17 protein-coding genes are annotated in these 23594 nt (G+C 44.9%); 9 read left to right on the forward strand and 8 right to left on the reverse strand.

What is annotated here, in order from left to right; translation table 11 throughout:
- Positions 1–135: 135 nt before the first annotated feature.
- Positions 136–1536 (reverse strand): asparagine--tRNA ligase, encoded by a 1401-nt coding sequence (gene asnS / locus N5E84_RS05235; protein WP_026028293.1) that lies wholly within the window; start codon positions 1534–1536, stop codon positions 136–138.
- 154 nt (positions 1537–1690) lie between these two features.
- A complete protein-coding gene (locus tag N5E84_RS05240) occupies positions 1691–3322 on the reverse strand; it encodes a methyl-accepting chemotaxis protein (protein WP_013856769.1) in 1632 nt (543 codons plus the stop codon).
- 305 nt (positions 3323–3627) lie between these two features.
- Between N5E84_RS05240 and queD the strand changes: the two genes are divergently transcribed.
- On the forward strand, positions 3628–3987 hold the full coding sequence (gene queD, locus N5E84_RS05245) for a 6-carboxytetrahydropterin synthase QueD (protein ID WP_010320709.1): 360 nt from the start codon (positions 3628–3630) through the stop codon (positions 3985–3987).
- A gap of 89 nt (positions 3988–4076) precedes the next feature.
- Here queD and N5E84_RS05250 read toward each other — a convergent pair whose 3' ends face one another.
- A complete protein-coding gene (locus N5E84_RS05250) occupies positions 4077–5276 on the reverse strand; it encodes an endonuclease (protein ID WP_017044767.1) in 1200 nt (399 codons plus the stop codon).
- A 620-nt stretch (positions 5277–5896) separates the two neighbouring features.
- Between N5E84_RS05250 and N5E84_RS05255 the strand changes: the two genes are divergently transcribed.
- Positions 5897–9634, forward strand: coding sequence for a M66 family metalloprotease (locus tag N5E84_RS05255; protein ID WP_029388253.1), 3738 nt, complete (start codon positions 5897–5899; stop codon positions 9632–9634).
- A gap of 104 nt (positions 9635–9738) precedes the next feature.
- On the opposite strand, the gene N5E84_RS05260 is transcribed toward N5E84_RS05255, so the two are convergent.
- From N5E84_RS05260 to pabB, 5 genes are all read right to left on the reverse strand, one after another.
- Positions 9739–11100, reverse strand: a complete 1362-nt coding sequence (locus N5E84_RS05260; RefSeq protein ID WP_013856773.1) for an L-serine ammonia-lyase — start codon at positions 11098–11100, stop codon at positions 9739–9741.
- 101 nt (positions 11101–11201) lie between these two features.
- Positions 11202–12455, reverse strand: a complete 1254-nt coding sequence (locus N5E84_RS05265) for an aromatic amino acid transport family protein (protein ID WP_116285037.1) — start codon at positions 12453–12455, stop codon at positions 11202–11204.
- A 197-nt stretch (positions 12456–12652) separates the two neighbouring features.
- A complete protein-coding gene (locus tag N5E84_RS05270) occupies positions 12653–13822 on the reverse strand; it encodes an ISL3-like element ISVa10 family transposase (RefSeq protein WP_076611988.1) in 1170 nt (389 codons plus the stop codon).
- 287 nt (positions 13823–14109) lie between these two features.
- The gene (locus N5E84_RS05275; RefSeq protein ID WP_013856776.1) at positions 14110–14739 is read right to left on the reverse strand and encodes a CoA pyrophosphatase; all 630 of its coding nucleotides are present in this window, start codon (positions 14737–14739) and stop codon (positions 14110–14112) included.
- A gap of 65 nt (positions 14740–14804) precedes the next feature.
- Positions 14805–16196: an aminodeoxychorismate synthase component I gene (gene pabB, locus N5E84_RS05280; protein WP_019282924.1), complete on the reverse strand. Its 1392-nt coding sequence runs from the start codon at positions 16194–16196 to the stop codon at positions 14805–14807.
- 176 nt (positions 16197–16372) lie between these two features.
- Here pabB and N5E84_RS05285 point away from each other — a divergent pair, with 176 nt between their 5' ends.
- The 7 genes from N5E84_RS05285 (at position 16373) to N5E84_RS05315 (ending at position 23513) form a co-directional block, all read left to right on the forward strand.
- Entirely contained in the window at positions 16373–17893 is a 1521-nt protein-coding gene (locus N5E84_RS05285; RefSeq protein WP_029388383.1) for a fumarate hydratase, read from the forward strand.
- 103 nt (positions 17894–17996) lie between these two features.
- Positions 17997–18182, forward strand: a complete 186-nt coding sequence (locus tag N5E84_RS05290) for a hypothetical protein (RefSeq protein ID WP_010320694.1) — start codon at positions 17997–17999, stop codon at positions 18180–18182.
- A gap of 145 nt (positions 18183–18327) precedes the next feature.
- On the forward strand, positions 18328–19707 hold the full coding sequence (locus tag N5E84_RS05295) for a YcjX family protein (protein WP_019282922.1): 1380 nt from the start codon (positions 18328–18330) through the stop codon (positions 19705–19707).
- The gene (locus tag N5E84_RS05300; RefSeq protein WP_019282921.1) at positions 19704–20729 is read left to right on the forward strand and encodes a YcjF family protein; all 1026 of its coding nucleotides are present in this window, start codon (positions 19704–19706) and stop codon (positions 20727–20729) included. The genes N5E84_RS05295 and N5E84_RS05300 overlap by 4 nt, the downstream gene beginning before the upstream one ends.
- Positions 20730–20851: 122 nt before the next feature.
- Positions 20852–22396, forward strand: coding sequence for a transcriptional regulator TyrR (gene tyrR, locus N5E84_RS05305; RefSeq protein WP_019282920.1), 1545 nt, complete (start codon positions 20852–20854; stop codon positions 22394–22396).
- Positions 22393–22974, forward strand: coding sequence for a ribosomal protein S5-alanine N-acetyltransferase (gene rimJ, locus N5E84_RS05310; protein WP_013856783.1), 582 nt, complete (start codon positions 22393–22395; stop codon positions 22972–22974). Before tyrR ends, rimJ begins: the two co-directional genes overlap by 4 nt.
- A gap of 65 nt (positions 22975–23039) precedes the next feature.
- Positions 23040–23513 (forward strand): DUF2947 domain-containing protein, encoded by a 474-nt coding sequence (locus N5E84_RS05315; RefSeq protein ID WP_010320690.1) that lies wholly within the window; start codon positions 23040–23042, stop codon positions 23511–23513.
- Positions 23514–23594: the final 81 nt, after the last annotated feature.

The raw sequence follows: 23594 nt of genomic DNA on the forward strand, positions 1-23594 counted from the left end.
AAATTGAGGTGATTTTGATCTCATGTTTATTTGAAATTCACTCTATTGTTATTGAGAGTGAACACTGATTGTTGGGGAAATAAAAAAACCACCGAGTTTAACGTCGGTGGTTTTCACAAAAATCGTGTTTGATTTTTAGAAGTTTGCAGAGCGTGGTGTACGTGGGAAAGGAATCACATCACGCACGTTGCCCATACCAGTCACGTAGGATACTAAGCGCTCAAAGCCAAGGCCGAAACCCGCGTGTGGTACAGTACCGTAACGACGTAAGTCGCGATACCAACTCATGTGCTCAGGATCAATGCCCATTTCAATCATACGTGCATCAAGTACATCTAGACGCTCTTCACGTTGAGATCCACCGATGATTTCACCAATACCTGGGGCAAGAACATCCATTGCAGCGACAGTTTTACCATCGTCGTTTAGACGCATGTAAAATGCTTTGATGTCTTTAGGGTAGTTCTTGACGATTACAGGTGCTTTGAAGTGCTCTTCAGCCAGGAAGCGCTCGTGTTCAGAAGAAAGATCAATGCCCCATTCAACATCAAATTCAAACTTACGACCTGAATCGATTAGGATCTTCACAGCATCGGTATAGTCTACTTGCGCAAAATCTGAATTAACGAACTGCTCAAGACGAGTAATTGCCTCTTTGTCGATACGCGAAGCAAAAAACTCAAGGTCATCACGACGTTCTTCAAGAACGGCTTTGAAGACATACTTCAGCATATCTTCAGCCAGTTTCGCGACATCGTTTAGATCAGCAAACGCGACTTCTGGCTCGACCATCCAAAATTCTGCAAGGTGGCGGCTCGTGTTTGAATTTTCAGCACGGAACGTTGGGCCAAAAGTGTATACTTTGCTTAATGCACAAGCATACGCTTCGGCATTTAACTGTCCTGAAACTGTAAGAAATGTCTCTTTGCCGAAGAAGTCTTCATTGAAATCGACATTGCCTTGCTCAGTACGAGGAAGGTTAGCGAAATCCAGCGTTGAAACACGGAACATCTCACCCGCACCTTCTGCATCAGAAGCGGTAATCAGCGGCGCTGACATCCAGAAATAACCTTGCTCGTGGTAAAAGCGGTGGATGGCTTGAGAAAGGGAGTTGCGTACACGAGCCACTGCGCCAATCACGTTGGTACGTGGGCGAAGATGCGCCACTTCACGAAGATATTCAATTGAATGGCGAGTTTTTGCCATTGGGTAGGTTTCAGCATCTTCAACCCAGCCAACAACCTTCACCTCAGTTGCTGCAAGTTCAAATGCTTGACCAGAAGCAGGGGACTCAACAATCTTACCTGTTACTTCGACAGAGCAGCCAGTAGTGAGCTTTAGCACTTCGTCATTGTAATTATTCAGATTATTAGGGACCACGGCCTGAATCGGGTCGAAACAAGAGCCGTCATAAATGGCAAGAAAAGAGATTCCAGCTTTGGAATCACGACGAGAACGAATCCAGCCTCGGACAGTCACTTCACTGTCAACGGCTAGCTTACCGCTCAATACGTCTGTTACAGGCGCGTAAGTCATGTTTGATATAGTCTCCATTGAGGTAAAAATTCAACCCAATGTTCAAAGGTATTCTCACTATATAAAGTGGACAAAAAACAAGCGAAACATTGGGTTGCTTATTACTTTTTAATTCAATGGCACATATTACCTGTCAATTCGTTCGCATCAACCTTTATTGTCGATTCGTGGCTGAATTCTTAGCAGAAAGCGTAAATTGATTCATCAATGTTTCTAAGCGCTGCGATAGCTGTTTTAAATTGACGCTGATTTCTCGGGTTTGCGTTGCCGATTGAGACGTATCATCAGCATGTCGAGTAATGACTTCAATCTTCCCTTGAATTTCTTGGCTGACTTGTGTGGTCGTTCGTGTTTGATCTTGAATATTGTTTGCATGATCAAGCACCTGCTGCATCTCTTGTACTGCATTACTCATTGCGGAAGATAAAACTTCGACTTCATTTGAACGTTGATGCGCATGTGAGCAGACCAAATCAACTGAGGCGAGCGATGTTTCACTGTCACGTTGGAATTGAGCGATGATTTTCTCAATGTTTCCAGTCGCTTCTGCCGTTCGTGAGGCGAGTTTTCGCACTTCATCGGCCACGACCGCAAAGCCTCTTCCTTGTTCACCCGCTCGTGCTGCTTCAATCGCCGCGTTTAAAGCCAGCAAATTAGTTTGTTCGGCGATACTTTTAATCGTTTCAAGAATGGAGGAAACCAGCCCTGTCTGATTATTAAGTTCAGAAATTTTATCTTTCACGGACTCGATATCGCTTACCAAACCTTTGATATCTGCGCTAGCTGTATGTGCTTGCTGTGCACTTTGTTGAGCGACGTTAGCGGTATGTTTGATAAGCTTTGATGCATCAACCGTAGCTTGATTAACCGTCTGTTGTTGAGATTGCATCTCTTCAATATTGAGCTGGACGTCAGAGGTTTCACGCTGCTGATTTTTTGCCGCTTGGTTGGTTGTTTGTGCTACGTCTGTTAGCTGGTTTGCTGAATCGGCAAGCGAATGAGAGGTCTCTTGCACTTTTGCCAAACTGTCCGAAACCGTATCCATTAAAGAGTTGATGGAGACCGCGAGTTGTCCGAGTTCATCTTTTTTGGTGCTGATAAGTCGTTTTGATAAATCTTTGCTCTTACTGATTTCACACATGAATCGTGACGTATGCTGGATAGGGCGAACAATCATCTTGCGGATCAAAAAAAGCGTGATCATAAATCCGATAAAGGCAATGGAAGCCATAATAATAACGGCAATGACAGTGTGAGTACTGATCATTTGGTTTACATGGCTCAGGTTATATTCAAGACGAATAGCTCCTAAAACGGTTCCTTCTTCCGCCATATGACAAGATACGCAGTTTGTGCCTCGGTAATCTAGGCTTGATTTCATCGGTAAGGCGACGACCAATCCTTTCCCCCAGGAAGCATTGAATGGTTCAATGACGGTTTCCCCGGCCAGTGCGCGTTTATCTATCTCGTCCATTGGCTGTTGATGTTCTTTTCCAGGACCATAAAGTTTACTGACTGCCTCTGATCGTAATACTCGCACCTGTTCAATACCATCTTGCGCGAGTGCCTTTTGGCGTAAGGTCTCTTTCTGAGCCATGGTACCAGTCAACATCATCATATTGAGGCTATCAAAGTAGTTACTCGCTTTATCGTGTAACTGCTCGCTCAACACCGAATTGAGCAGGTCACGTTGTTGTATATATTGATAGCTCGTTGACACCGTTAATACAAAAGCAAAAACGGTGATGAGCGTAAGTAGCAATTTAGACGTAATTGTTGAGTTCATGATAATTTTATTATTATTGAGAGGGTGACAGTGTAAATATAGCGTTAATATGCACTAGTGCAAAAGTTGTAGTCTTTGGAGTGTGACCCTATACATACTATAGGTTTAACAAATGTGATGTGGCACGTCATGATTCCCTATTAATGCTTAAAATATCACTCAAAGGCGTGGGATTTTCCGTTGTATCACAGTGATAAATTGTACGGTTTCATCTGTCTTGCAATGCAAACAAAGCTGCCTAGAAACTTGTTTCGTGAGTCTATATTCCTTAGTATTGCCTCTCTTTTAAAAGCTTGAGAACCAAGATGAAAACAGAATTATACAAAGAGTTTATGTTTGAAGCCGCGCATCGTTTACCTCATGTACCTGCAGGGCATAAGTGCGGCCGTTTACATGGGCACTCTTTTTTAGTTCGTCTGTATGTAGAAGGTGAGGTCGATCCTCATACTGGTTGGGTGATTGATTTTTCTGAAATTAAAGCGATATTTAAACCTATTTATGATCGTTTAGATCACTATTACTTGAATGACATTGAAGGGTTAGAGAACCCAACCAGTGAAGTGCTTGCGAAATGGATTTGGCAACAATTAAAGCCAAGCTTACCACTGCTCAGCAAAGTTGAAATTAAAGAAACCTGCACGGCGGGTTGTATTTATAAAGGCTAATACCAGTAGACAATTCCGAACAACAAACAATAAATAACAAGTAGATAGGCACTACTATCGCGCCTATCTACTTACCCAATATAAAGAGCCTAATGACCCCAAATTTGGCTTACATATTCAGGATGATCGATATAGGGATTTCGGTTACCTTGAAATTGATAAACGGCGTCATTGCGCTGGCGTTCTTTAGCACTCACAGGATCTTCTTGGTGCCAACGCTTTAGCATCGCCAGAGCCCAAGCTTCAAAAACCACCGTGCTAGTACCATCAAGTATGGCATCAGCGTTGTCAGTATTTCCTTGCCAGCTGCCGATACGGTTCTCGTAGCGGGTTGCCATGTAAAAATAGGCGCGCGCTAGATCACCTTTAAATTCATCAATAGGCTCAAATACGGTGCCATTATAACCTAGCGTATTGCTTGCACTGCCAAGTTTTGAACCATTACTTGAGGTATAAGTGATATGACCAACTTCGCCAAATGGCCAGTTACTGCGTTTTGCATTAACAAAACCATCAGTGGCAAACAAGTGGTGACCGTCGGAATTCATTGGCTCAACGCTGCCCCCAAACCAACTTTTAGGAAATGAGTGTTCCCTATTGTAACAATCGCCTTCTCGTCGATACTGACCACACTGATCGCTGACTTTAGTAAAACTAACACTGTCGTTGTTGTCAGGTTTCTCAGAATAGATATCTAACATTGAACCGTCATTCTCATAGTAGTTATCTATGTCTGCATTTTGTAATAGTGTCCAAATTGCGGAATAACCGCGGCTATTATGATTCTTTATGATGTTGTATAAGGCCGTTTTTAGTTCAAAACCTGTTTTTCCTATCGCGGCTTGATAATAGTCATGGTTAGCGGGAGGTGTTGATTCACCAAGTAATAAGCTGTTTGATTGGTTGTATTGAAATTCTCCACCAGAGGCCAGTATTTCCGAGCCTTTGGCTAAGGAATAAAGACCATTGCCAGAGCCACAGCAAATACCATCACCATAACTGTCATGGATGGTGAATTGATATTCACCATCCGATAAGCATATTTCTTGGCTATAAGATGTGGAGTCTGAGTAATTATTACCCGCATAAATAACCTGTGAGAGGCTGTTTTTTATTTCCCAACTTGTTTCAGAAGCATATTGATCGGTGGTTAAATTCAGAGTCAGGTTGTGAGCGCGACATGTCACATGGCTTGATGGTTGCTCAGCGTTACTATTTTCTGTCTGCGCACTGGTAAGGGGAGAGCAAAGCAGTGCCAGTAGGGTAAGGTATGAAATTTTCGTTGTCATAATTTTCTCATTGGATAGTTAAATCGCAACTAAGATAACCATTTGCTCAGTCAATAAATTAAACCTATACCGCATTTTAATTTGTTATGTATGTGATGTTTCATTATTTATGCAGGAGATCTCACGTTCAGAAGGCTGTGCAAAAAGGTGTTCATAAAAACCTACGCAGTCTGCATATATACAATCTCTTTTCTTACCGCGACTGACACGCTGCCGTTTAGTCAATATCTGTGCGATAAAATTGCCAAAAAAGTTGATCGCTTAATCCTCTCAATGCTCATGAACAATCGTAATCATTCTCTTTCGGTGTGCGTGTTATATTCTTAAGTATCATTGTTTCTGATTGATTTTAATAAAATTATTTATTGTTTGTATGCATTTTTGTTGCACACTTTTTCGCGTGAATTCTCACTTTCAAGACGTCAACCTCATTGGGTTGGAACCCTTATCTCGTTACGGACATAGTGATTCTATCGAAATGAAATTAGGTAACTAATAATGAATCGGTAACCCAGTTGTCTATATCCGGAATCGATTGTTGCTTAACCAGCGCAGATTTCGTGGGTTGCTGCTGCTGAAATTCAGGCACGTCACTATAAACTAAAATGAGCAATCCAATGATGAATAAGAAACCATTAACGCTTCTGGTAGCAGGGCTACTGGGAAGCGCACCCGTTTGGGCGCAAAATGAGCTCACCTTGATCCAGATCGGGGAAAAAATCGTCGAGCGGTTAGAATCGATTAAAGCGACCGCCGAACGTGGAGAAGGGGTGTTTGAACGCAACGGTGAGCGTTGGATCCACTATAAAGGCTTCGATTATCGGCTTAGTTACAAAAATGATCTGCAATTCCCCTTTATACCTTATCAAAGTGGCGATGATACGCCTTATCGCAATGTGATCGATTTTGTCGATCAGAGTTGGGAATTCATGGTGTACGACGGCGGTTTTTATCTGATGAGCCGCGAATTTGGTGTTTACCAACCGGACGATCAAGGCTGTTTTGTCGAATACATTCCTGCGGCACACGGGTCTAAGCGCGCCGATGGTAGCTACATCAGGCAACGTGATGTCATCTATCGTACCGAAACCTCTGATTGTGGTGCGTTAGTGAAGCCAGAGATTAGCTCGTTAACCGTTTCGAGCCTGTCTGATGTCGGTGTGTCATTTGACTGGCTTGGGCAAAACGAAACGGACTCAGTGACACTCACGGTCACCAACCTCAGTGATCACAGTGATGTTCGACGTTATGACCATGTTTCTGCGGGTTTCTTTGTGGGTGGGCTTAAGCCAGAAACCCAGTATGAAATAGCCCTCAGTTCTTGCAATCAAGTCGATTGCGCTGAGCCGAAAGTGGTGCGCTTCACGACTCAGGAAGCTCGAGTTGGCTTTGCTGATGAGATCCCAACCCCGAACCATTTGCAAGGCAGTTTAGAAGGCGGGTTGAGCATCACGCAAACCCATACTTCGGTTGCGCCCAAGGGCAATGAGCTGACTGGGCAAGGCCATTTCGATGCGATCATGAACCGTGAAGCTTTACTGCTGTTTACGCCGCAGCAAGGTGAGGAGATTAACCAAGTCCGCGCCGAAGTGTTTCTCGATGGCGAATTAGTGCAAACCACCTTGATGCTGCCGCCAAGTTCTCTGGCCGCGTCGGATCAGCCAGAGAATGGTCGCATGAAAGTGGTGTTTTCTCATCATGCATGGTCGCTGCCCCTGCAATGGGATTGGATGAAGCCGGGACTATCTCTGCGTCTTACTGACAACTTAGGTCGTGAGGGTGTGCTCAGCCAAGGTGAAATCCAGTTTGGCGGTGCGCCTGAGTTGGTGATCCAGAACATTGATATCGGCATGTTAATGCCACCGCGGGATCGCAACACCATGATCCAAAACTTGCCTACGCTTGCGGCGGATTATTTCCAGAAAATTCCTGCCTCTAAACTGGTGATGGCCGATTATACCCCTGCGCACTTTCCAGTCGTGACCATGCCAAACGGTGTGGTGTATACCGACAAGAGCGCAAGTACGGGCGGTTGGCACAGCGGTGATATGCGTGAAGCGATCGGTAAAGCGTTGGTATCTACAGGTGTCAACAACGCCAACGTCGGCATTGTGAGTAGTGCGGGTTATTCGCAGCAATACAACCGCCGCTACAACCACATTACCGCACACACCAACGTCGGGGTGTATACCAAAGAAGGTACAGATTTAGCTCAAGTTGTGGTTCATGGCGGCAGTGGTGGCGGCGGCATCGTGACACTGGAAGCGACGACCGGTAACGAGTGGTCTCATGAGCTTGGGCATAACTATGGTTTAGGTCACTGGCCGTACATGGCCTCAATTCACGATCTGGAGTCCGGCTGGGGGTGGGATGCGTTCCACCAACGCTTTATTGGTAACCTGCACTGGAAAGGCGATGTCTACACCCAACAGCAAGGTGACGATATTGTACCGCCGTTTAAAGATGCTTTCCGTTTCCTGCGTGATGCGCAAAATGGCGGTGAACAAGAGTACGTGGGCACCATCAGCCGCTTTACCTTGGAGCATCCGGCTCAGTCGCGCAAAGCACAGCGTTGGATGAACAACGGCTTCAACCTAGATAGCCACAGTCCAAGCGGTTATGTGCAGTGGGATCAGAGTACCCAACGTTATAAAGCGGTAGAAACCGATACACCGAAACCGCAGCAAGTGGGTGTGCCAGTAGTGACCTTATTGGGGATTTACGATCCGCAGAATGAGAACCCTAGCCAAATCTATCCTCTGGTTTACTCAAATTATGGCAACCTGTTTGAGCTGCCACAGCCAGAGCAAGGCGAGTATCAGCTAGAAGGTTGGCAAGCGGCCGAGCACTTGACGCAGGCACAGCTCGATAGCGATATTTGGCAAACATTGCGCATGGATGGTGAGCAGCAACGGTTGTGTAAGTTTACTTTCCAAGCAGCCAATGGCGATCGCGCTCAGTTTGTTGGTGGAGTTGAAGCCAGTACTGACCGCTGTTCACCTGGACGCGATATGAAGTGGAATATCAATATGAACATGACTTCTGCGCCAGGCGATTATGAGCTGCTCTCTAAGTATGGTAGTGGCGCGGTGACGTACACGCCGACGGCCGATGTTGGTGAAGTCAACCTATGCACACTCAATAAGTCAGGACAGGATCACGATGGTGCCGGATTTGTTGTCGGTAACCAATGTGAACAGATCGCAGGGGTGATGCATAAAAATGGTCAAACGTGGCGATATGTGCTCCGTGGCAATGAGGTGTTGCGTCCAACCTATCAGGCTCAGGGCCAGTGCCAATTAGATGTTGAGTTTGCTGGCGGCGTGCGTGAGCAAGTGCAATTGAGTGCCTCTCGTCATGCTGGTAATGAAAGTAACAAGTTCCACGTTAACTTATCGATGGAGCGTGGGGTTCCCACGCAAGTGAGCCTGCACTGTTCTAACCTCGAGGGTGAGACGGAGTTGACTCGAATGACGCCAGATCAAAATCCGCCGCTGGATAAGCTCAAAGGTCCAATCATCATCGGTCAGGAATACGGTTACAGCCAAGTGGTCGATATGACGAAAACCTTCGCCCAGAACCAGACCTTGCTGAACACGGATTTTGCGACCATCGCTGAGTTTGATGCCTTTGTGGCCGAACACTATGGACGCGGCGTGCTCAACAATGGTGTGACGAAAGCGGAGCGCCGTGCAGGGGCGTTGTATGTTTACCCGAATCCAGAAACGGGCACGCGCGACTACTTTGTGATGCGCACGCTTGAAGCTGGGGCGTTCCCGACCGACCAAACCAGTGATCAAGGTTGGAAATACCTTGGCTCGGCAGATGACCACATTAACTTTGCTTTCAACCCAATCAAGCTCAACAGAGCCGAGGGTGTGAGCGTTGAAGCACGTGTGCAAAGCTACTTTGGTGTATCTCGCTTGCTGACATGGGATGAGCGTACCTCAACCACTTGGGATAATGAGCAAAATGCGGTGTTTGTTGGGCAAATCGATGGTGAAAACCATTACTTTATCCAAAAGCGTCCGGGCGAAGGGGAGGCATTCCCAACGCGCGGAGCGTCAAACCAAGATTGGATTTGGCTAGGCAGTGACTCTTCTATTCAAGAGTATCTTACTGAGCTCAATCGCGATCTGGCCAGCTTTGAACGGATGCTATTGGAATGGTATCAACAAGATGCGATGGGCGTGTGGGGCAGTGATGGTCAGCGTGGCAACGTGAACGATATTTATCAATATGCGTTTAGAGGTGGCTACCACTACTACCGCTTGAAAGTGACGAAGTATGGTTATTTCCCTTACCCAACCGATCCCAATCCAACTAATGGACACTGGGAATATCTCGGCCAGTTTTAAGTTTCTCACTGGATCGTGAGGTAAAGTCATAAAATGCGCCACTCGCTGTTAAGCGAGTGGCGTTAAGTTTTAATGAACGAGGTTTTTAAATAGATAGGTGTTCGTTAGCAAACGACTTTAATCGCTAAACCACCTTGGGACGTTTCACGATATTTGGCGTTCATATCTTTACCTGTCTCAAGCATAGTTTCGATCACTTTATCAAGCGAAACACGAGGTGCCGATGAGCGGCGTAGCGCCATCCGCGTTGCGTTGATCGCTTTCACGGCAGCAATACCATTGCGCTCGATACAAGGCACTTGTACTTGTCCCGCGACAGGGTCACAGGTTAAGCCCAAGTTATGCTCCATCGCAATTTCAGCGGCCATGCAAACTTGTTCAGGGCTTCCACCCATCAGTTCTGCAAGGCCCGCTGCTGCCATCGAACAGGCAACACCTACTTCACCTTGACAACCCACTTCCGCACCAGAAATAGAAGCGTTACGCTTGTAAAGCCCACCGATAGCTCCAGAGGCGGCAAAGTAACGGATATAGTCTTTTTCAGTAACGGTCTGAATGAATTTATCGTAATAGGCTAACACTGCAGGAATAATACCGCATGCGCCATTAGTCGGTGCTGTCACCACACGCCCACCCGCGGCATTTTCTTCGTTCACTGCAAAAGCGTACATGTTTACCCAGTCAACGACCGCCATTGGATCGTTAGTGGTTTTTTCTGAGGTCATTAACTGTTGACGAAGTGCTGCTGCTCGGCGTGGAACACGAAGAGGCCCTGGTAAGATACCTTCAGTATTCATACCGCGATCCATACATTCGCGCATGGTTTTCCAAATATTGGCAAAGTAAGTACGAACTTCTTCATCAGAATGCAGTGCTTTTTCGTTAGCCATAACCAGCGTACTGATGGAAAGACCACTCTCTTTGCATTGGTTCATCATCTCGTCAGCGCTAGTGAAGACATAAGGAACTTTAATTGGGTTCTCTTTTTCTTTACCAAAGTTCTCTTCGTCAACGATAAAACCACCGCCGATAGAGTAGTAGGTTTTTGAGTAAACGACTTCATCATCGATCCACGCGTGGATCTGCATGCCGTTTTCGTGCAAGGACAAATTCGTTTTGTGGAAATTCATTCCACCTTCTTTAGGAAACGATACGGTATGACAGTGCATACCAACGGGAAGACGCTCGGTTTCTTCAACGCGTGCGATAAAGCCTGGAATAGCATCGATATCCACTTTCTCAGGGGTATTACCAGCAAGACCCATGATGATAGCGATATCTGTGTGGTGACCTTTCCCTGTCAGTGATAATGAACCATAAACGTCCACGGTGATTTTAGTGATGTCGCGCAATTTTCCCATTGAACGTAAATCATCAATAAACTCTTTACCCGCTTTCATTGGTCCCACTGTGTGTGAGCTTGAAGGACCAACACCGATTTTATAGATATCAAATACACTAATCATATCGATTACCTCAAAAGTAAGCCCCCCTAGCTAAGAGGGAGGCTCATTATTATAGTTATGTTCTGTATGCAGTATTCATGACGGTAGATATAACCACCAGATTAAAGAGCGCCGTAGATTACAGAAGTAATAGCAGCAAGACCACAGATAGTTGTGAAAATCTGTACTGGTGCTGAAGTCTTGAACTTCGCCATTGCAGGAACCTTGTGCATTGCAAATACGGGCAGTAGGAACAAGATACCAGCAATCATAGGTGCGCCCATGGTTTCAATCATGCCTAGAATGCTTGGGTTTACAATCGCTACAATCCAAGTAGTCAACACGATGAAGAGCAGTGACATTTTTTCAATCTTGCTTACTGAGCTATTTGAGCGAGATTTAATTAAACCTACCAAACCTTCATGAGCACCTAAGAAGTGACCGAAGTAGCTAGAGGTGATCGCTGCAAAGGCAACAAGAGGACCCATGTAAGAGATGATTGGTGATTCATGGATGTTTGCTAGGTAAGAAAGCACAGAAATGTTTTGCTCTTTTGCTAACGCGAGTTGCTCTGGCGACAGAGATAGCACAACAGAAAACACGAAGAACATCACAAAACCTATTAGCATCATGGCCGCGCCACCAGTGATCATGTCGGTTTTCTTAACCGCGTTGTCACCGTATTGTAGGCGTTGTTCTTTAGAGAACTGGCTGATGATTGGGCTGTGGTTGAAAGAAAACACGATGATAGGAATAGCAAGCCAAACGATGGTTGGCATCGCAGACCAATCAGGTGCGACTTCCATCATTGAAGTGTTCCAATCTGGGATAAGGTAGAAAGAAAGAGCTAATAAAATGAAAACCAGCGGATACACCATGGCAGACGTCGCTTTTAGCATCAGTTCTTTACCAAAGATTACGCCAGCTGTCATGGCAGCAATTAGTGCGCCAGAAAGTAGCCAACGAGGAATCGATTCCATGCCAACTTGGTTAACAAGGAAGGAATCAACGGTGTTTGTGATACCAACGCCGTAGATAAGAACGATAGGATAGATGGCGAAAAAGTATGCGAACGTAATAAGGTTTGCGCCAGTTTTACCAAAATGCTCTTCTACTGTGTCAGTAATATCAGAATCAACATTTTTTGAAGAAAGAACAAAGCGAGCTAAGCCTTTGTGTGCGAACCAAGTCATTGGCGCCGCAATTAGGGCTAACATTACTAATGGCCAAAAACCACCCGCACCAGCTTTAATTGGAAGGAAAAGTACACCGGCACCAACGGCTGTACCAAAAAGTGAAAGACACCAAGTGAAATCTTTATAAGTCCACTTGCTAGACGATTGTACGGCAGATGCCGACGAAGTTGTTGTGTTCATATTGTATTGCTCATTTTTGGGAACAGGAAATAAGTCGAGCGCATTTTGCATAATTTTCTCATTCGAAAACTAGATCTAAATCATGTAACGTTCTGGCTTATTGAATGATATGTCAAAAACCCATTTTTGATCACGAAAATGGCGTGCTACATGTGAGTAATGTTAATGATTTGGATTAGAAAAGGGCTCTTCTCCGCTTAGGTGAGCTTGATATTTGGGTAAAAAGTTGAGTGTGTATCGGGAACCGATGTTTGTCTGATCTTCAATTTGAAATAGTCTGTATCTCTCACCCCTCTTGCCCTTCGTCTGAGTAAGCCAATCGAGACATTACCTGCTTCTACCCGAGCGTTAGTCAGTTTGTATTTTCCGTAGTTACAAATACCCACTTTTCTTTCCAATAAAGCATCGGCAAAATTAATTAAGGAAAGTATTCTGGTCGATTTGGCAAGACGACACCAAGCTTCTAGAGCTGCCACCATTGTTTCGTAATCGGGTTCATCCCATATGGCTTGTAGCTGCTCTTTGAGCATGTAAACAACGCACAAAGTCTTGTTGCTCTCAAGTAAGTCATCAAGTCTGTCAGACTGTCTATCATCCAATTTGTGAGCGTTTTTCAGTAGGAGGAAGAGCGTTCCTTTCAACATTTTTTTTTCGTCGTGAGAGCCATTTCTAAAAGCTTTTGCTCTCTCTTTTTTGATTAAGATGCAGTAGTTCTGCATGACATGAAATCGGTCAAAAACAATATCAGCATTGGGAAGCATTTTCCTGACCGCCGACTGGTAAGACTGGCCCATATCCATTGATACTGCTTTGATTCCTGATTTGGTTTCTTCTGATAGTTGCTCAAAGAAGGAGATCAGAACTTCTGCTTTTCGGCCATGTTCAACCCAAATTAAATGCCCAGAGACGAGGTCATAAACAACCGTCATATAATCGTGTCTCTTGGCTCTGGCAACTTCATCGACGCCAATATGAACCAAGTTATTCAGTTTCTCGGGGTCTAATGCTGGTAAGCTTGAACGCAAGTATTCCCTATCGATATTTTTTACTGTTTCCCAACGGATTCCTAAATGTTGAGAGACGGCATGTATGCTCATATGGCGACATAACCCACTGATGAACTTGCAAAAGCGAGCGGTATAACGACCACCTTTAGCCACATATTCAGTCTCTTCGATCAACCGTCGTCCTTCTTTGTCTCTAGTTTTAGCCAGCTCAACCTCAATCGTACAAGGTCGCCCACTCACAGGTAAATCTTGAAGACGTCTTTTAACGTAGTGATCGACGGTGCAGGAAGTCCCTGATATTGGCTCTTTGACTTTATACCTACGATCTCGACGACAGCGAACGAGTACGCCTTGGGACATTTCTTCTATTGAACAAGATTCAACACACTGGCCTTTAAAGCTAAATAACGAGGAAGACAAAGACGACAAAATAGACTACTGACTTATTTTTAAAATAAGCATTATAAATCATGTGATTATGATGAATGAGCCTGTGCATACAGACTCATGAAAGCGGAGAAGAGCCGTAAAAGTTATCAATATAATGCTTCGGTTAACATTTATTCATGCCAAACGTTTGCTTTTGGGAGGGATAAGGAAAAATAATCATCCGTGTTATTTAAACTTATGGTTGAATAGTTTGAATATTAATGAGGTTGAATAACTTGTTTTTGCAAAACATGAATGATCTGCGCTGTCATCCCCCAAATAAAATGATGTTGATAAGGGATGGCGAAAACGCGATGTCGTTGATTTTTTACTTGAAATAATTCGCTATAGAGTTTGTTCCGATCAAACAGATGGTGGGCGGGAACTTCAAATATTTCGTCCACTTCATTGGTATCAATAATGGCCTTGTAATTGGGGTTGATAAAAGCAAGAAAGGGCGTCACTACAAATTTACTGACGGTAACCAATTCAGGCAGTTGCCCAAAAATAGTGATGTCGTTTGCTAGAATTCCAATTTCTTCTCTTACTTCACGAAGCGCAGTGATCTGCAGCGAGCCATCGACTTCCTCATATTTCCCGCCAGGAAAACTGATTTGTCCCGGATGATGTTTAAGGTGCGCAGCTCTTTTGGTTAATACCACATTTAAACCATTCTGCCGCTCAACAAAACCAATTAACACTGAAGCCTTGCGTAAGGTTTGAGGAGCAAGGTGTGCCACACGACGGATAGATTCTTCATGATAAGGCACAGGTTGTTGCAACTGAAAGCGCTGGATAAGCCGATCTTTTGTCAAGGGGGTCGCAGTCTGTACGCTGTTTCTCTTCATTTTCGTTACCTACTCGAATTTTGCGTCTATCTCTTTTTAGCCTAGTTCAATAAACCTTGGAAAGGTTAACGAGAATGATCAAGCACAGGTAAAATTCGGCTCAGTTTATCCAGTGTCTCCTGATATTCAAGCTCACACTGACTATCGGCAACAATACCGCCACCAGCCCAAACGTGCAGTTGTTGCTTCTCTGCCACCAAAGTTCGGATAGCAATACTGCTGTCCATTGTCCCGTGGCGGCTAATATAGCCGATGCTGCCACAGTAAGCGCTACGGCGGTTAGGCTCTAACTCCTCAATAATTTCCATTGCACGTACTTTTGGTGCGCCAGTAATTGAGCCTCCGGGGAAGCTGGCTCTTAATAGATCGGCCGCGCAATAGGCGGAATCAAGTTCTGCGCGAATGGTACTCACAAGGTGATGCACAGCAGGAAAACTTTCAATATCGAACAGCTTAGGCACATGTACAGACCCCGGTTTTGCCACACGGCCAACATCGTTTCGTAATAGGTCAACAATCATCAAGTTTTCTGCTTGATCTTTTTCTGCGCAAGCAAGGTCTGCCGCGTTAGCGGCGTCAATGCTGGGGTTATCGCTTCTTGGTCGGGTGCCTTTTATCGGCTTAGTTTCGATGATGTTGTGTTTGACCTGCATAAAACGCTCGGGAGAGACGCTCAAAATCGCTGACTTCTCTAAGCGAATAAAAGCCGAAAATGGTGCGCAATTAAACGCTTCCAGTTTTTGATAAGCTTGCCATTCACTGCCTTCGTAGTCGGCTTTAAAGCGCTGTGCGAGATTGATTTGATAACAATCACCACTGAGCAAATAGTGCTGGATTTGCTCAAATTTCCGTTGGTAGCTTTCTTTACTCATGTTGGATAGCCAATCAGAGCGTAATACAAAATCGTCGTTGTTTTTGGGGTTCTGAGTGTTGAGCCATTGCCATGCTTCATCAATATGATTGCCTACTATGTAGGCTGATTGGTGCAAATGATCAATCACTACCGCCCATTGATAGAGGCCAATCGCCATATCAGGTGTGGATAGATCGTGCTCAGCGAGCGTTGGAATTCGTTCTATCTGCCGCCCTAAGTCATAAGCAAAATAACCGAGAGCACCGCCCACGAAAGGAAGGTCCATATCGCTTTGAACATCGGGCAAATACTGCTGCTGCAACTGTTTGAGCAGTTGGAATGGGTCTAACTGAGAATCATAACGAGACTGCGGTTCGCATACCGTCGTTTTATCCCCTTGTGTCACTAAGGTGACCAGTGGTTCAGCGACTAAAATATCAAAACGGCTATCGATATGCGTCTTAGAGGCGGAGCGCAACAGCATAGCCCACGGGCAGTCTTCGATTTTAGAAAACAATTGGTGAGCGAGATCGACATGGTAAGTCAGTGCGTTAACTTGGATATGATTGAATTCGTTGTTGTTCATTTGCGTAATTTGTGACAAAGAGACCGATCACTGCATGGCGTGTTGAGTAAAGCAAGAGTATCATAAAATGCAAATTAAAAGCTGCTACTTGATTGAATCACATCAATAAGTTGATTTTTTGCTGAGAAGCTTACCGCTTATTGAATGAGGAACACGCAACAGTCAAGGGAAGCATAACAATAACGAGGCACGCAATGACGGTAATTCGCAAGCAGGATGTGATCAGCAGTGTCGCTGACGCTCTTCAATATATCTCTTACTACCACCCTCTGGATTTCATTCAAGCGCTAGAAAAGGCTTATCATCGAGAAGAGAGTCAAGCTGCGAAAGATGCGATCGCACAAATTCTCATTAACTCGCGCATGTCAGCAGAAGGGCATCGACCCATTTGCCAAGATACCGGCATCGTAACCTGTTTTGTCAACATTGGTATGAATGTGCAATGGGAGTCTGATCTCACGGTGCAAGAAATGATTGATGAAGGAGTTCGTCAAGCGTACACCAATCCAGATAACCCATTGCGCGCTTCTATATTAATGGATCCTGCTGGTAAGCGTATTAATACTAAAGACAATACGCCTGCTGTCGTTCATATCAATATGGTGCAAGGAAATAAAGTCGACATTCAAATCGCAGCCAAAGGCGGCGGCAGTGAGAACAAAACCAAGATGGTAATGCTCAATCCTTCCGATGACATTGCTGAATGGGTAGAAAAAACCGTACCCTTGATGGGGGCGGGTTGGTGTCCTCCGGGTATGCTCGGCATTGGTATTGGCGGCACCGCGGAAAAGGCGGCTGTGCTTGCTAAAGAATCATTGATGGAGCATATCGATATTCAAGAACTGATTGATCGTGGTCCACAAAATGCGGAAGAAGAACTGCGGTTAGATATTTTTAACCGCGTGAACCGTTTAGGCATTGGTGCGCAAGGGCTTGGTGGCTTAACCACCGTTGTGGATGTAAAAATCAAAACAGCGCCGACTCACGCCGCGTCTAAACCTGTTTGTATGATCCCTAACTGCGCGGCGACCCGCCATGTTCACTTTACGCTAGACGGCACGGGCCCTGCTGAACTTACACCACCAAAGCTAGAAGATTGGCCACAAATTGTGTGGGACGCAGGAGCAAGCGCGCGCCGCGTCAACCTTGATGCGGTCACTAAAGAAGAGGTTCAAGAGTGGAAAACCGGTGAAACACTGCTTCTTTCCGGTAAGATTTTAACGGGCCGCGATGCCGCACATAAACGACTCCAAGCAATGTTGCAAAATGGCGAAGGGCTGCCTAAAGGCGTCGATCTTAAAGGTAAATTTATCTATTACGTTGGCCCCGTTGATGCGGTGGGTGATGAAGTTGTTGGTCCAGCAGGCCCGACCACATCGACACGTATGGACAAATTTACCGACATGATGCTTGATGAAACGGGCATTATGGGGATGATAGGCAAAGCAGAGCGTGGACCTGCGACGGTGGAGTCAATCAAAAACCACAAAGCGGTCTACTTGATGGCGGTGGGTGGCGCGGCTTACTTAGTGGCGAAAGCGATTAAGAAAGCACGCGTGGTGGCATTCGAAGATTTAGGTATGGAAGCCATTTATGAATTCGAAGTTGAAGACATGCCAGTCACGGTTGCGGTGGACTCGCGTGGCGCGAATGCTCACCAAATAGGCCCAGACACATGGAAAGTGAAGATTGCCGAAGCTCAAAAGAAAGCTTAATCTGATCTCATCGCGTTCTCACGATAACTGCAGCTTAGGCTGCAGTTATCGTCTATAAATCAGTAGATAATTGAAATGCTCATTTGCAAAACTAGGAGGGTAGATGCCTCGTTTTATTAAAATATTACAAATTATTATCGCTATTGTGGTTGGGGTTTTCCTCGGCTATGACCTTATTCTACATGGCATCAGCATCTTCGATGATAAGTACGTCACAATCACCTGCGTGTTATGGGTGATGCTTGAGGCTGCATTGTTTGTGATTTATAAATTAATAGAAGATGATTGAGCCGATGTGAGCAGCTCAACACAGAACAGCGATTTTTTTGGCCAAAAAAGCCTAAGCCTCTGATTCTTGTCAGGGGCTTTTTGTTCATCTCTGATTAAGGTGAATACACATAAAGTAGCGTCATCAAATGAAGTGGAGTGAGTGAATGAAGCACATTCGTCGAGAAATGACTGATTTAATTAACCGTGGATTAGATTCGCACGTTCGAATTGCTGTCACGGGGTTATCGCGAGCGGGGAAAACGGCTTTTATTACCTCCTTAGTGAACCAATTACTGCACACCTCTACCCATGATAATTTACCGCTATTTTCCGCAACGCGTGACCGACGCATTGTGGGTGCAAAACGTGTCCCTCAAACTAACTTAATGGTTCCACGCTTTGCTTACGATGAAGCGATGTCACAGTTACACAGCGAACCGCCACATTGGCCTGTGCCCACTCGTGACGTCAGCGAAATTCGCCTAGCGATCAAATACAAACCTAAAAAGCGCAGTAAAAAATTATTTGGTCACACGGCCACACTTTATCTCGATATTATCGACTATCCGGGTGAATGGCTGTTGGATCTGCCTCTGCTCGAAATGACCTATGAACAGTGGTCAGAACAGCAGTTTTCAGCGCTAAGTGGACTGCGTTCCTCATTAGCCGAGCCGTGGCTTGAGGGGTTAGCTAAACTTGATGTAACGCATGATACCAATGAGCAAAAGCTTGCTTCACTGTCGATGCTGTTTACGGAGTATTTGCACGCGTGTAAAAATGCTGGTTTACATTGGGTGCAACCGGGGCGTTTTGTGTTGCCGGGAGAGCTAGAAGGTGCGCCTGTTCTGCAATTTTTCCCATGCCGTAATCCGTACGGTGAAGACAAGCCGGCTCCCAATAGTAATTACAGCATGTTAAAAGCACGCTATGAAGAATACCAAAACAAGGTTGTGAAAGCTTTTTACAAAAATTATTTTGCCACGTTTGATCGGCAGATTGTGTTAGTCGATTGCTTATCTCCACTCAATGATGGCTACGGCTCCTTTTTGGATATGCGTCGTGCGCTTGAGCAGATTATGCATAGCTTTCGTTATGGTCGTAATGGCTTACTCAAGCGTCTGTTTGCACCCAAGATAGACAAAGTGCTGTTTGCCGCAACCAAAGCGGATCATGTCACCCCTGAACAACACCCGCATTTGGTGTCGTTACTGCAGCAGATGGTTCATCCTGCTTGGCAAAGCGCCGCCTATGAGAATATTGAGATGAGTTGCATCAGTATGGCATCGATACAGGCCACACAAGCGGGTTTTATTGATAGCGGTGAGCGCACCATTCCAGCCTTACAAGGTGTGACTCTCGATGGCGAAACCTTGACCATTTTTCCCGGCGATGTGCCGAAAAAGTTACCTAACAAAGAGTATTGGCATCATCAAGGGTTTGAATTCACCAGTTTTAAACCAAGAGCATTTAGCTGTGATGAACCTTGCCCTCATATCCGTTTAGATAAAGCGTTGGAATATTTAATTGGAGATAAGCTGAAATGAGTGATTTAAAAACCAAGCAAATCTTTAATCAAAAATTAGAACCACAACAGAAGAGTACGCCAGAGCTTACGGCTCAACAGCAGTTTCAAAATAATGAAGCCTTCATTCCAATGCCGATCAGCAATGAAGAGAGTGCTGCGGAAAAAGAGTTGGAGCAAATCATTCGTCCACCACAAGGTCGGAAATGGCGAGCTGCGGCATTAGTTATAAGCTTTGCAGGTTTAATCGGTTGGCAAGCTATCGATTCAGTTATCACGGCGATTCAATCAGCGGACTGGTTAGCATTGGGCTGGGCGGGATTTATTGCTGGTTTGGCATCGTTAGGCTTAAGTACCTTAATCAAAGAGCTGTGGAAGTTACGAGCACTTCGCCATCATTTTAGTATTCAAGAGCAAAGCGAACAGCTTATGCAAACCGACAGCGTTGGTCATGGGCTCGCGTTCTGCCAAGCTCTAGCTAAACAAAGTGGCATAAAAACCGAAAGCCCAGCCTATGATCGTTGGTTAAACAGCGTTAATGCTTCACACAGCGATGCTGAAATACTCGATATGTACGATGCTATGGTGGTGAGTGAACAAGATAAACAAGCAACCAAAATCGTCTCACAATATTCAACAGAAGCGGCAGCACTAGTGGCAATTAGCCCTTTAGCCATCGCAGATATGTTGTTAGTGGCATGGCGTAATTTTACTATGATTGATCAACTGGCAAAACTGTATGGAGTGCCATTGGGTTACTGGTCTCGTCTCTCTTTATTTAAGTCAGTATTGGTTAATATGGCAGCGGCAGGTGCCAGCGAACTCGCCATCGACGCCAGTATGGATCTCCTTTCTATGGATTTAGCCGGAAAAGTATCCGCGCGGGCAGGGCAAGGTTTAGGGGTGGGAATATTGACCGCTCGTCTTGGTTTGAAAGCCATGGCACTGCTCAGGCCGATGACATGGCAGCCAGACAGAAAAGTAAAATTAGGGGCGATTCGCAAACAGATCGTCGCAAGAATTGCCGCGCTTACGGTGAAATAAGCAACATTTATCAAATAATATGCCCGAATGTGAACCTCAAAACATGAGATAACTTGACGCCATACAAGGCTTGATAGAAACTACTGTCAACTTTTCCTGACACTTTTTATTAGGATTTTTAAGTGCGTCTTGAAGTCTCTTGTGAAGATAGACTCGGCTTAACCCGAGAACTGCTCGATATTCTTGCATCGAGAAACATTGATTTGCGTGGGATTGAAATCGATGTCATCGGCATTATTTACCTCAACTGCCCTGACATTGATTTTGAAACATTCAGTGAATTGATGGCTGAAATTCGCCGAATTTCTGGCGTAAAAGATGTTCGGAAAATTCAATTCATGCCCATGGAGCGGCATAACACCGAGTTAATTTCATTACTCAACAACGTGCCTGATGCGGTGCTGGCGATTGATCTGAAAGGGTTTGTTGATATGGCAAACTATTCAGCACTATCGCTGTTTAATAAAACAGAGAAAGAGGTGATAGGGCAGCCCATTTCTGCATTATTACCTTTCTTTAACCTATCACGCTGGCTTGAAGGCAACAAAGCACGACAACGTGAGGAGATCGTGCACGATGGTCTCGATTATCTGATGGAGATGATGCCTGTTTATATTACGGGTGAGTCGAAAGAATCCACCTTGGCAAGTACCATGATGATGATTCATTCTAAAAGCCCTAGCGGCGTCGTCGATGATGCTTTGCCTTTACACAATAACCTTGGTTTTGAACATTTTGTCGGAGTGTCTAACCGCCATAAAGCGCTCATTAGCCAAGCTAAGAAGCTGTCAATGCTTGATCAACCTTTGCTTATAGAAGGCGAAACCGGAACGGGTAAAGAGATGTTGGCCAAGGCTTGTCATAATCGCTCTCACCGTGCCTCCTTTCCTTTCTTAGTTCTGAGTTGTGCTTCAATGCCGGATGATGTTGCGGAAACGGAGTTGTTTGGTCATGCGCCAGGGTCATTTAATCATCAACAAGGCCATAAAGGTATTTTTGAACAGGCGAATGGCGGCACCGTTTTTCTTGATGAAATCGGGGAGATGAGCCCTCATTTACAAATTAAACTACTGCGCTTCTTGCAAGATGGTACATTCCGCCGCGTTGGTGAGGAGCATGAAGTTCATGTTAATGTTCGTGTGATTGCCTCGACGCGTCACAAGTTGGCAGATTTAGCCGAATCAGGCGCATTTCGTGAAGATCTTTTTTATCGTCTGAATGTGTTAACTCTCCGTATTCCTACTTTGCGTGAGCGGTCTAACGACATTCAGCCATTGCTTGAACTGTTCGTGGCGAAACACATTAAGAAAATGGGTATGGCCAAACCACTACTAGCGGAAGATTTGGCGGATCAGCTCTCTCATTACCAATGGCCAGGCAACGTACGGCAGTTGGACAACATGGTGCTCAGGGCGCTAACGGAGATGTCTGATAATCAGTTAACAGTGGATCTCTTCCATCTGCCGCAGCTTGAAACCGTTCATACTGGCAATACCCATGTCAATCTTGATGGCTCATTAGATGACATTATGAAAGAGTATGAATCTCAAATTTTGGAACGTTTATATCAGTCTTTCCCTTCAAGCCGTAAGTTGGCTAAGCGTTTAAACGTATCACACACCTCTATCGCCAATAAGCTACGCGACTACGGAATTAGGAAAAATTGATGCAGTCATGCAGCACCTTGTCCCAAGTGTATGAAGTGGACAATGATATTTTAGTGCGAACCGCAAAACTTGAAGATGCGGAGATGATCGCCGCCTATTTTACGAGTAATCGTGAACATTTACGGCCTTGGGAACCTAAGCGAGAAGCGGCGTTTTTTGAGGCTCACGGGTGGGCACAGCGGCTGATTAAACTTGGTGAGCTGCATAAAATGCAATTAGGCTATTATTTGCTCATCATCGATATTAACAGTGGTGACATGCTTGGCACCATTTCGTTTAGTAACCTCTCACGCTTTCCATTTTATGCTTGTAATCTCGGCTATTCGTTAGCGAAGAATGCACAAGGTAAAGGCATCATGGGCCGTGCATTAAAAATGGCGTGCCACTACATGTTTAAGGTACAAAACCTACACCGTATCATGGCTGGTTATATGCCAATCAACAAACGCAGTGAAGCGGTGTTGATGAAAATGGGCTTTCAGGCCGAAGGTTACGCTAAAAATTATTTGCTCATTGATGGCCAATGGGAAGATCACAACCTAACAGCATTGATTAATGCTGATTGGCGCCCAAGCTAATGGGTTATCGTTTTAAAAGTAAAGCGGCTATATTCACAAGTCAGCTAAAACATTAAGGAAATTCAATGTCGTATCTGCCTTTGGATCAATACCAAAGAAAATGGATTTTCACTCACCAATCAATGCCAGTTCCTGAGCAAGATCTGGTGCATATTAAACCCATGTCTCAAGCCAGAGCGGCTCAGTTTTGGCTGGAAAATATCAGTGCTCAAAGCCCAGATTCAGAGAGGTTAAGTTCTCAAGATTGGCCTCGTAAAGCAGGCAGTTGGATCAATGAAATCAGTTGGATGAAAGAATGGGAAAGTGACGATGAATCATTACCCGTTGATATTTTGGCCCATATTGATTGGCAAAATGACGTGACCGTTTATTTTTGTTATGAAAAGTACAATATTATCGAAACCCAATGGTCGGTATTTAAAAAATACTGGAAAAATTTCTTATTTTACGATGATGGGCCAATTTTATTGGGGCGTCGCCGTGCTCAAGCGTTATGGTTTGGTTCAAATGGCAAAGTCAAATTGGGTAATAGAAAGTAACGAATAAACGAATAAACGAATAAACGAATAAAACGCAGCTTAGGCTGCTTTTTATTCGATCTACAGTACTCGAAAGTTATT

Source organism: Vibrio sp. J502 (genome assembly GCF_025397955.1).
Lineage (GTDB): Bacteria > Pseudomonadota > Gammaproteobacteria > Enterobacterales > Vibrionaceae > Vibrio > Vibrio anguillarum.

Coding starts and splice junctions, on each gene's coding strand:
- asnS (WP_026028293.1), bottom strand. CDS start 1,536: ATGACTTACGCGCCTGTAACAGACGTATTGAGCGGTAAGCTAGCCGTT.
- N5E84_RS05240 (WP_013856769.1), bottom strand. CDS start 3,322: ATGAACTCAACAATTACGTCTAAATTGCTACTTACGCTCATCACCGTT.
- queD (WP_010320709.1), top strand. CDS start 3,628: ATGAAAACAGAATTATACAAAGAGTTTATGTTTGAAGCCGCGCATCGT.
- N5E84_RS05250 (WP_017044767.1), bottom strand. CDS start 5,276: ATGACAACGAAAATTTCATACCTTACCCTACTGGCACTGCTTTGCTCT.
- N5E84_RS05255 (WP_029388253.1), top strand. CDS start 5,897: ATGAATAAGAAACCATTAACGCTTCTGGTAGCAGGGCTACTGGGAAGC.
- N5E84_RS05260 (WP_013856773.1), bottom strand. CDS start 11,100: ATGATTAGTGTATTTGATATCTATAAAATCGGTGTTGGTCCTTCAAGC.
- N5E84_RS05265 (WP_116285037.1), bottom strand. CDS start 12,455: ATGAACACAACAACTTCGTCGGCATCTGCCGTACAATCGTCTAGCAAG.
- N5E84_RS05270 (WP_076611988.1), bottom strand. CDS start 13,822: ATGTCCCAAGGCGTACTCGTTCGCTGTCGTCGAGATCGTAGGTATAAA.
- N5E84_RS05275 (WP_013856776.1), bottom strand. CDS start 14,739: ATGAAGAGAAACAGCGTACAGACTGCGACCCCCTTGACAAAAGATCGG.
- N5E84_RS05285 (WP_029388383.1), top strand. CDS start 16,373: ATGACGGTAATTCGCAAGCAGGATGTGATCAGCAGTGTCGCTGACGCT.
- N5E84_RS05290 (WP_010320694.1), top strand. CDS start 17,997: ATGCCTCGTTTTATTAAAATATTACAAATTATTATCGCTATTGTGGTT.
- N5E84_RS05295 (WP_019282922.1), top strand. CDS start 18,328: ATGAAGCACATTCGTCGAGAAATGACTGATTTAATTAACCGTGGATTA.
- N5E84_RS05300 (WP_019282921.1), top strand. CDS start 19,704: ATGAGTGATTTAAAAACCAAGCAAATCTTTAATCAAAAATTAGAACCA.
- N5E84_RS05315 (WP_010320690.1), top strand. CDS start 23,040: ATGTCGTATCTGCCTTTGGATCAATACCAAAGAAAATGGATTTTCACT.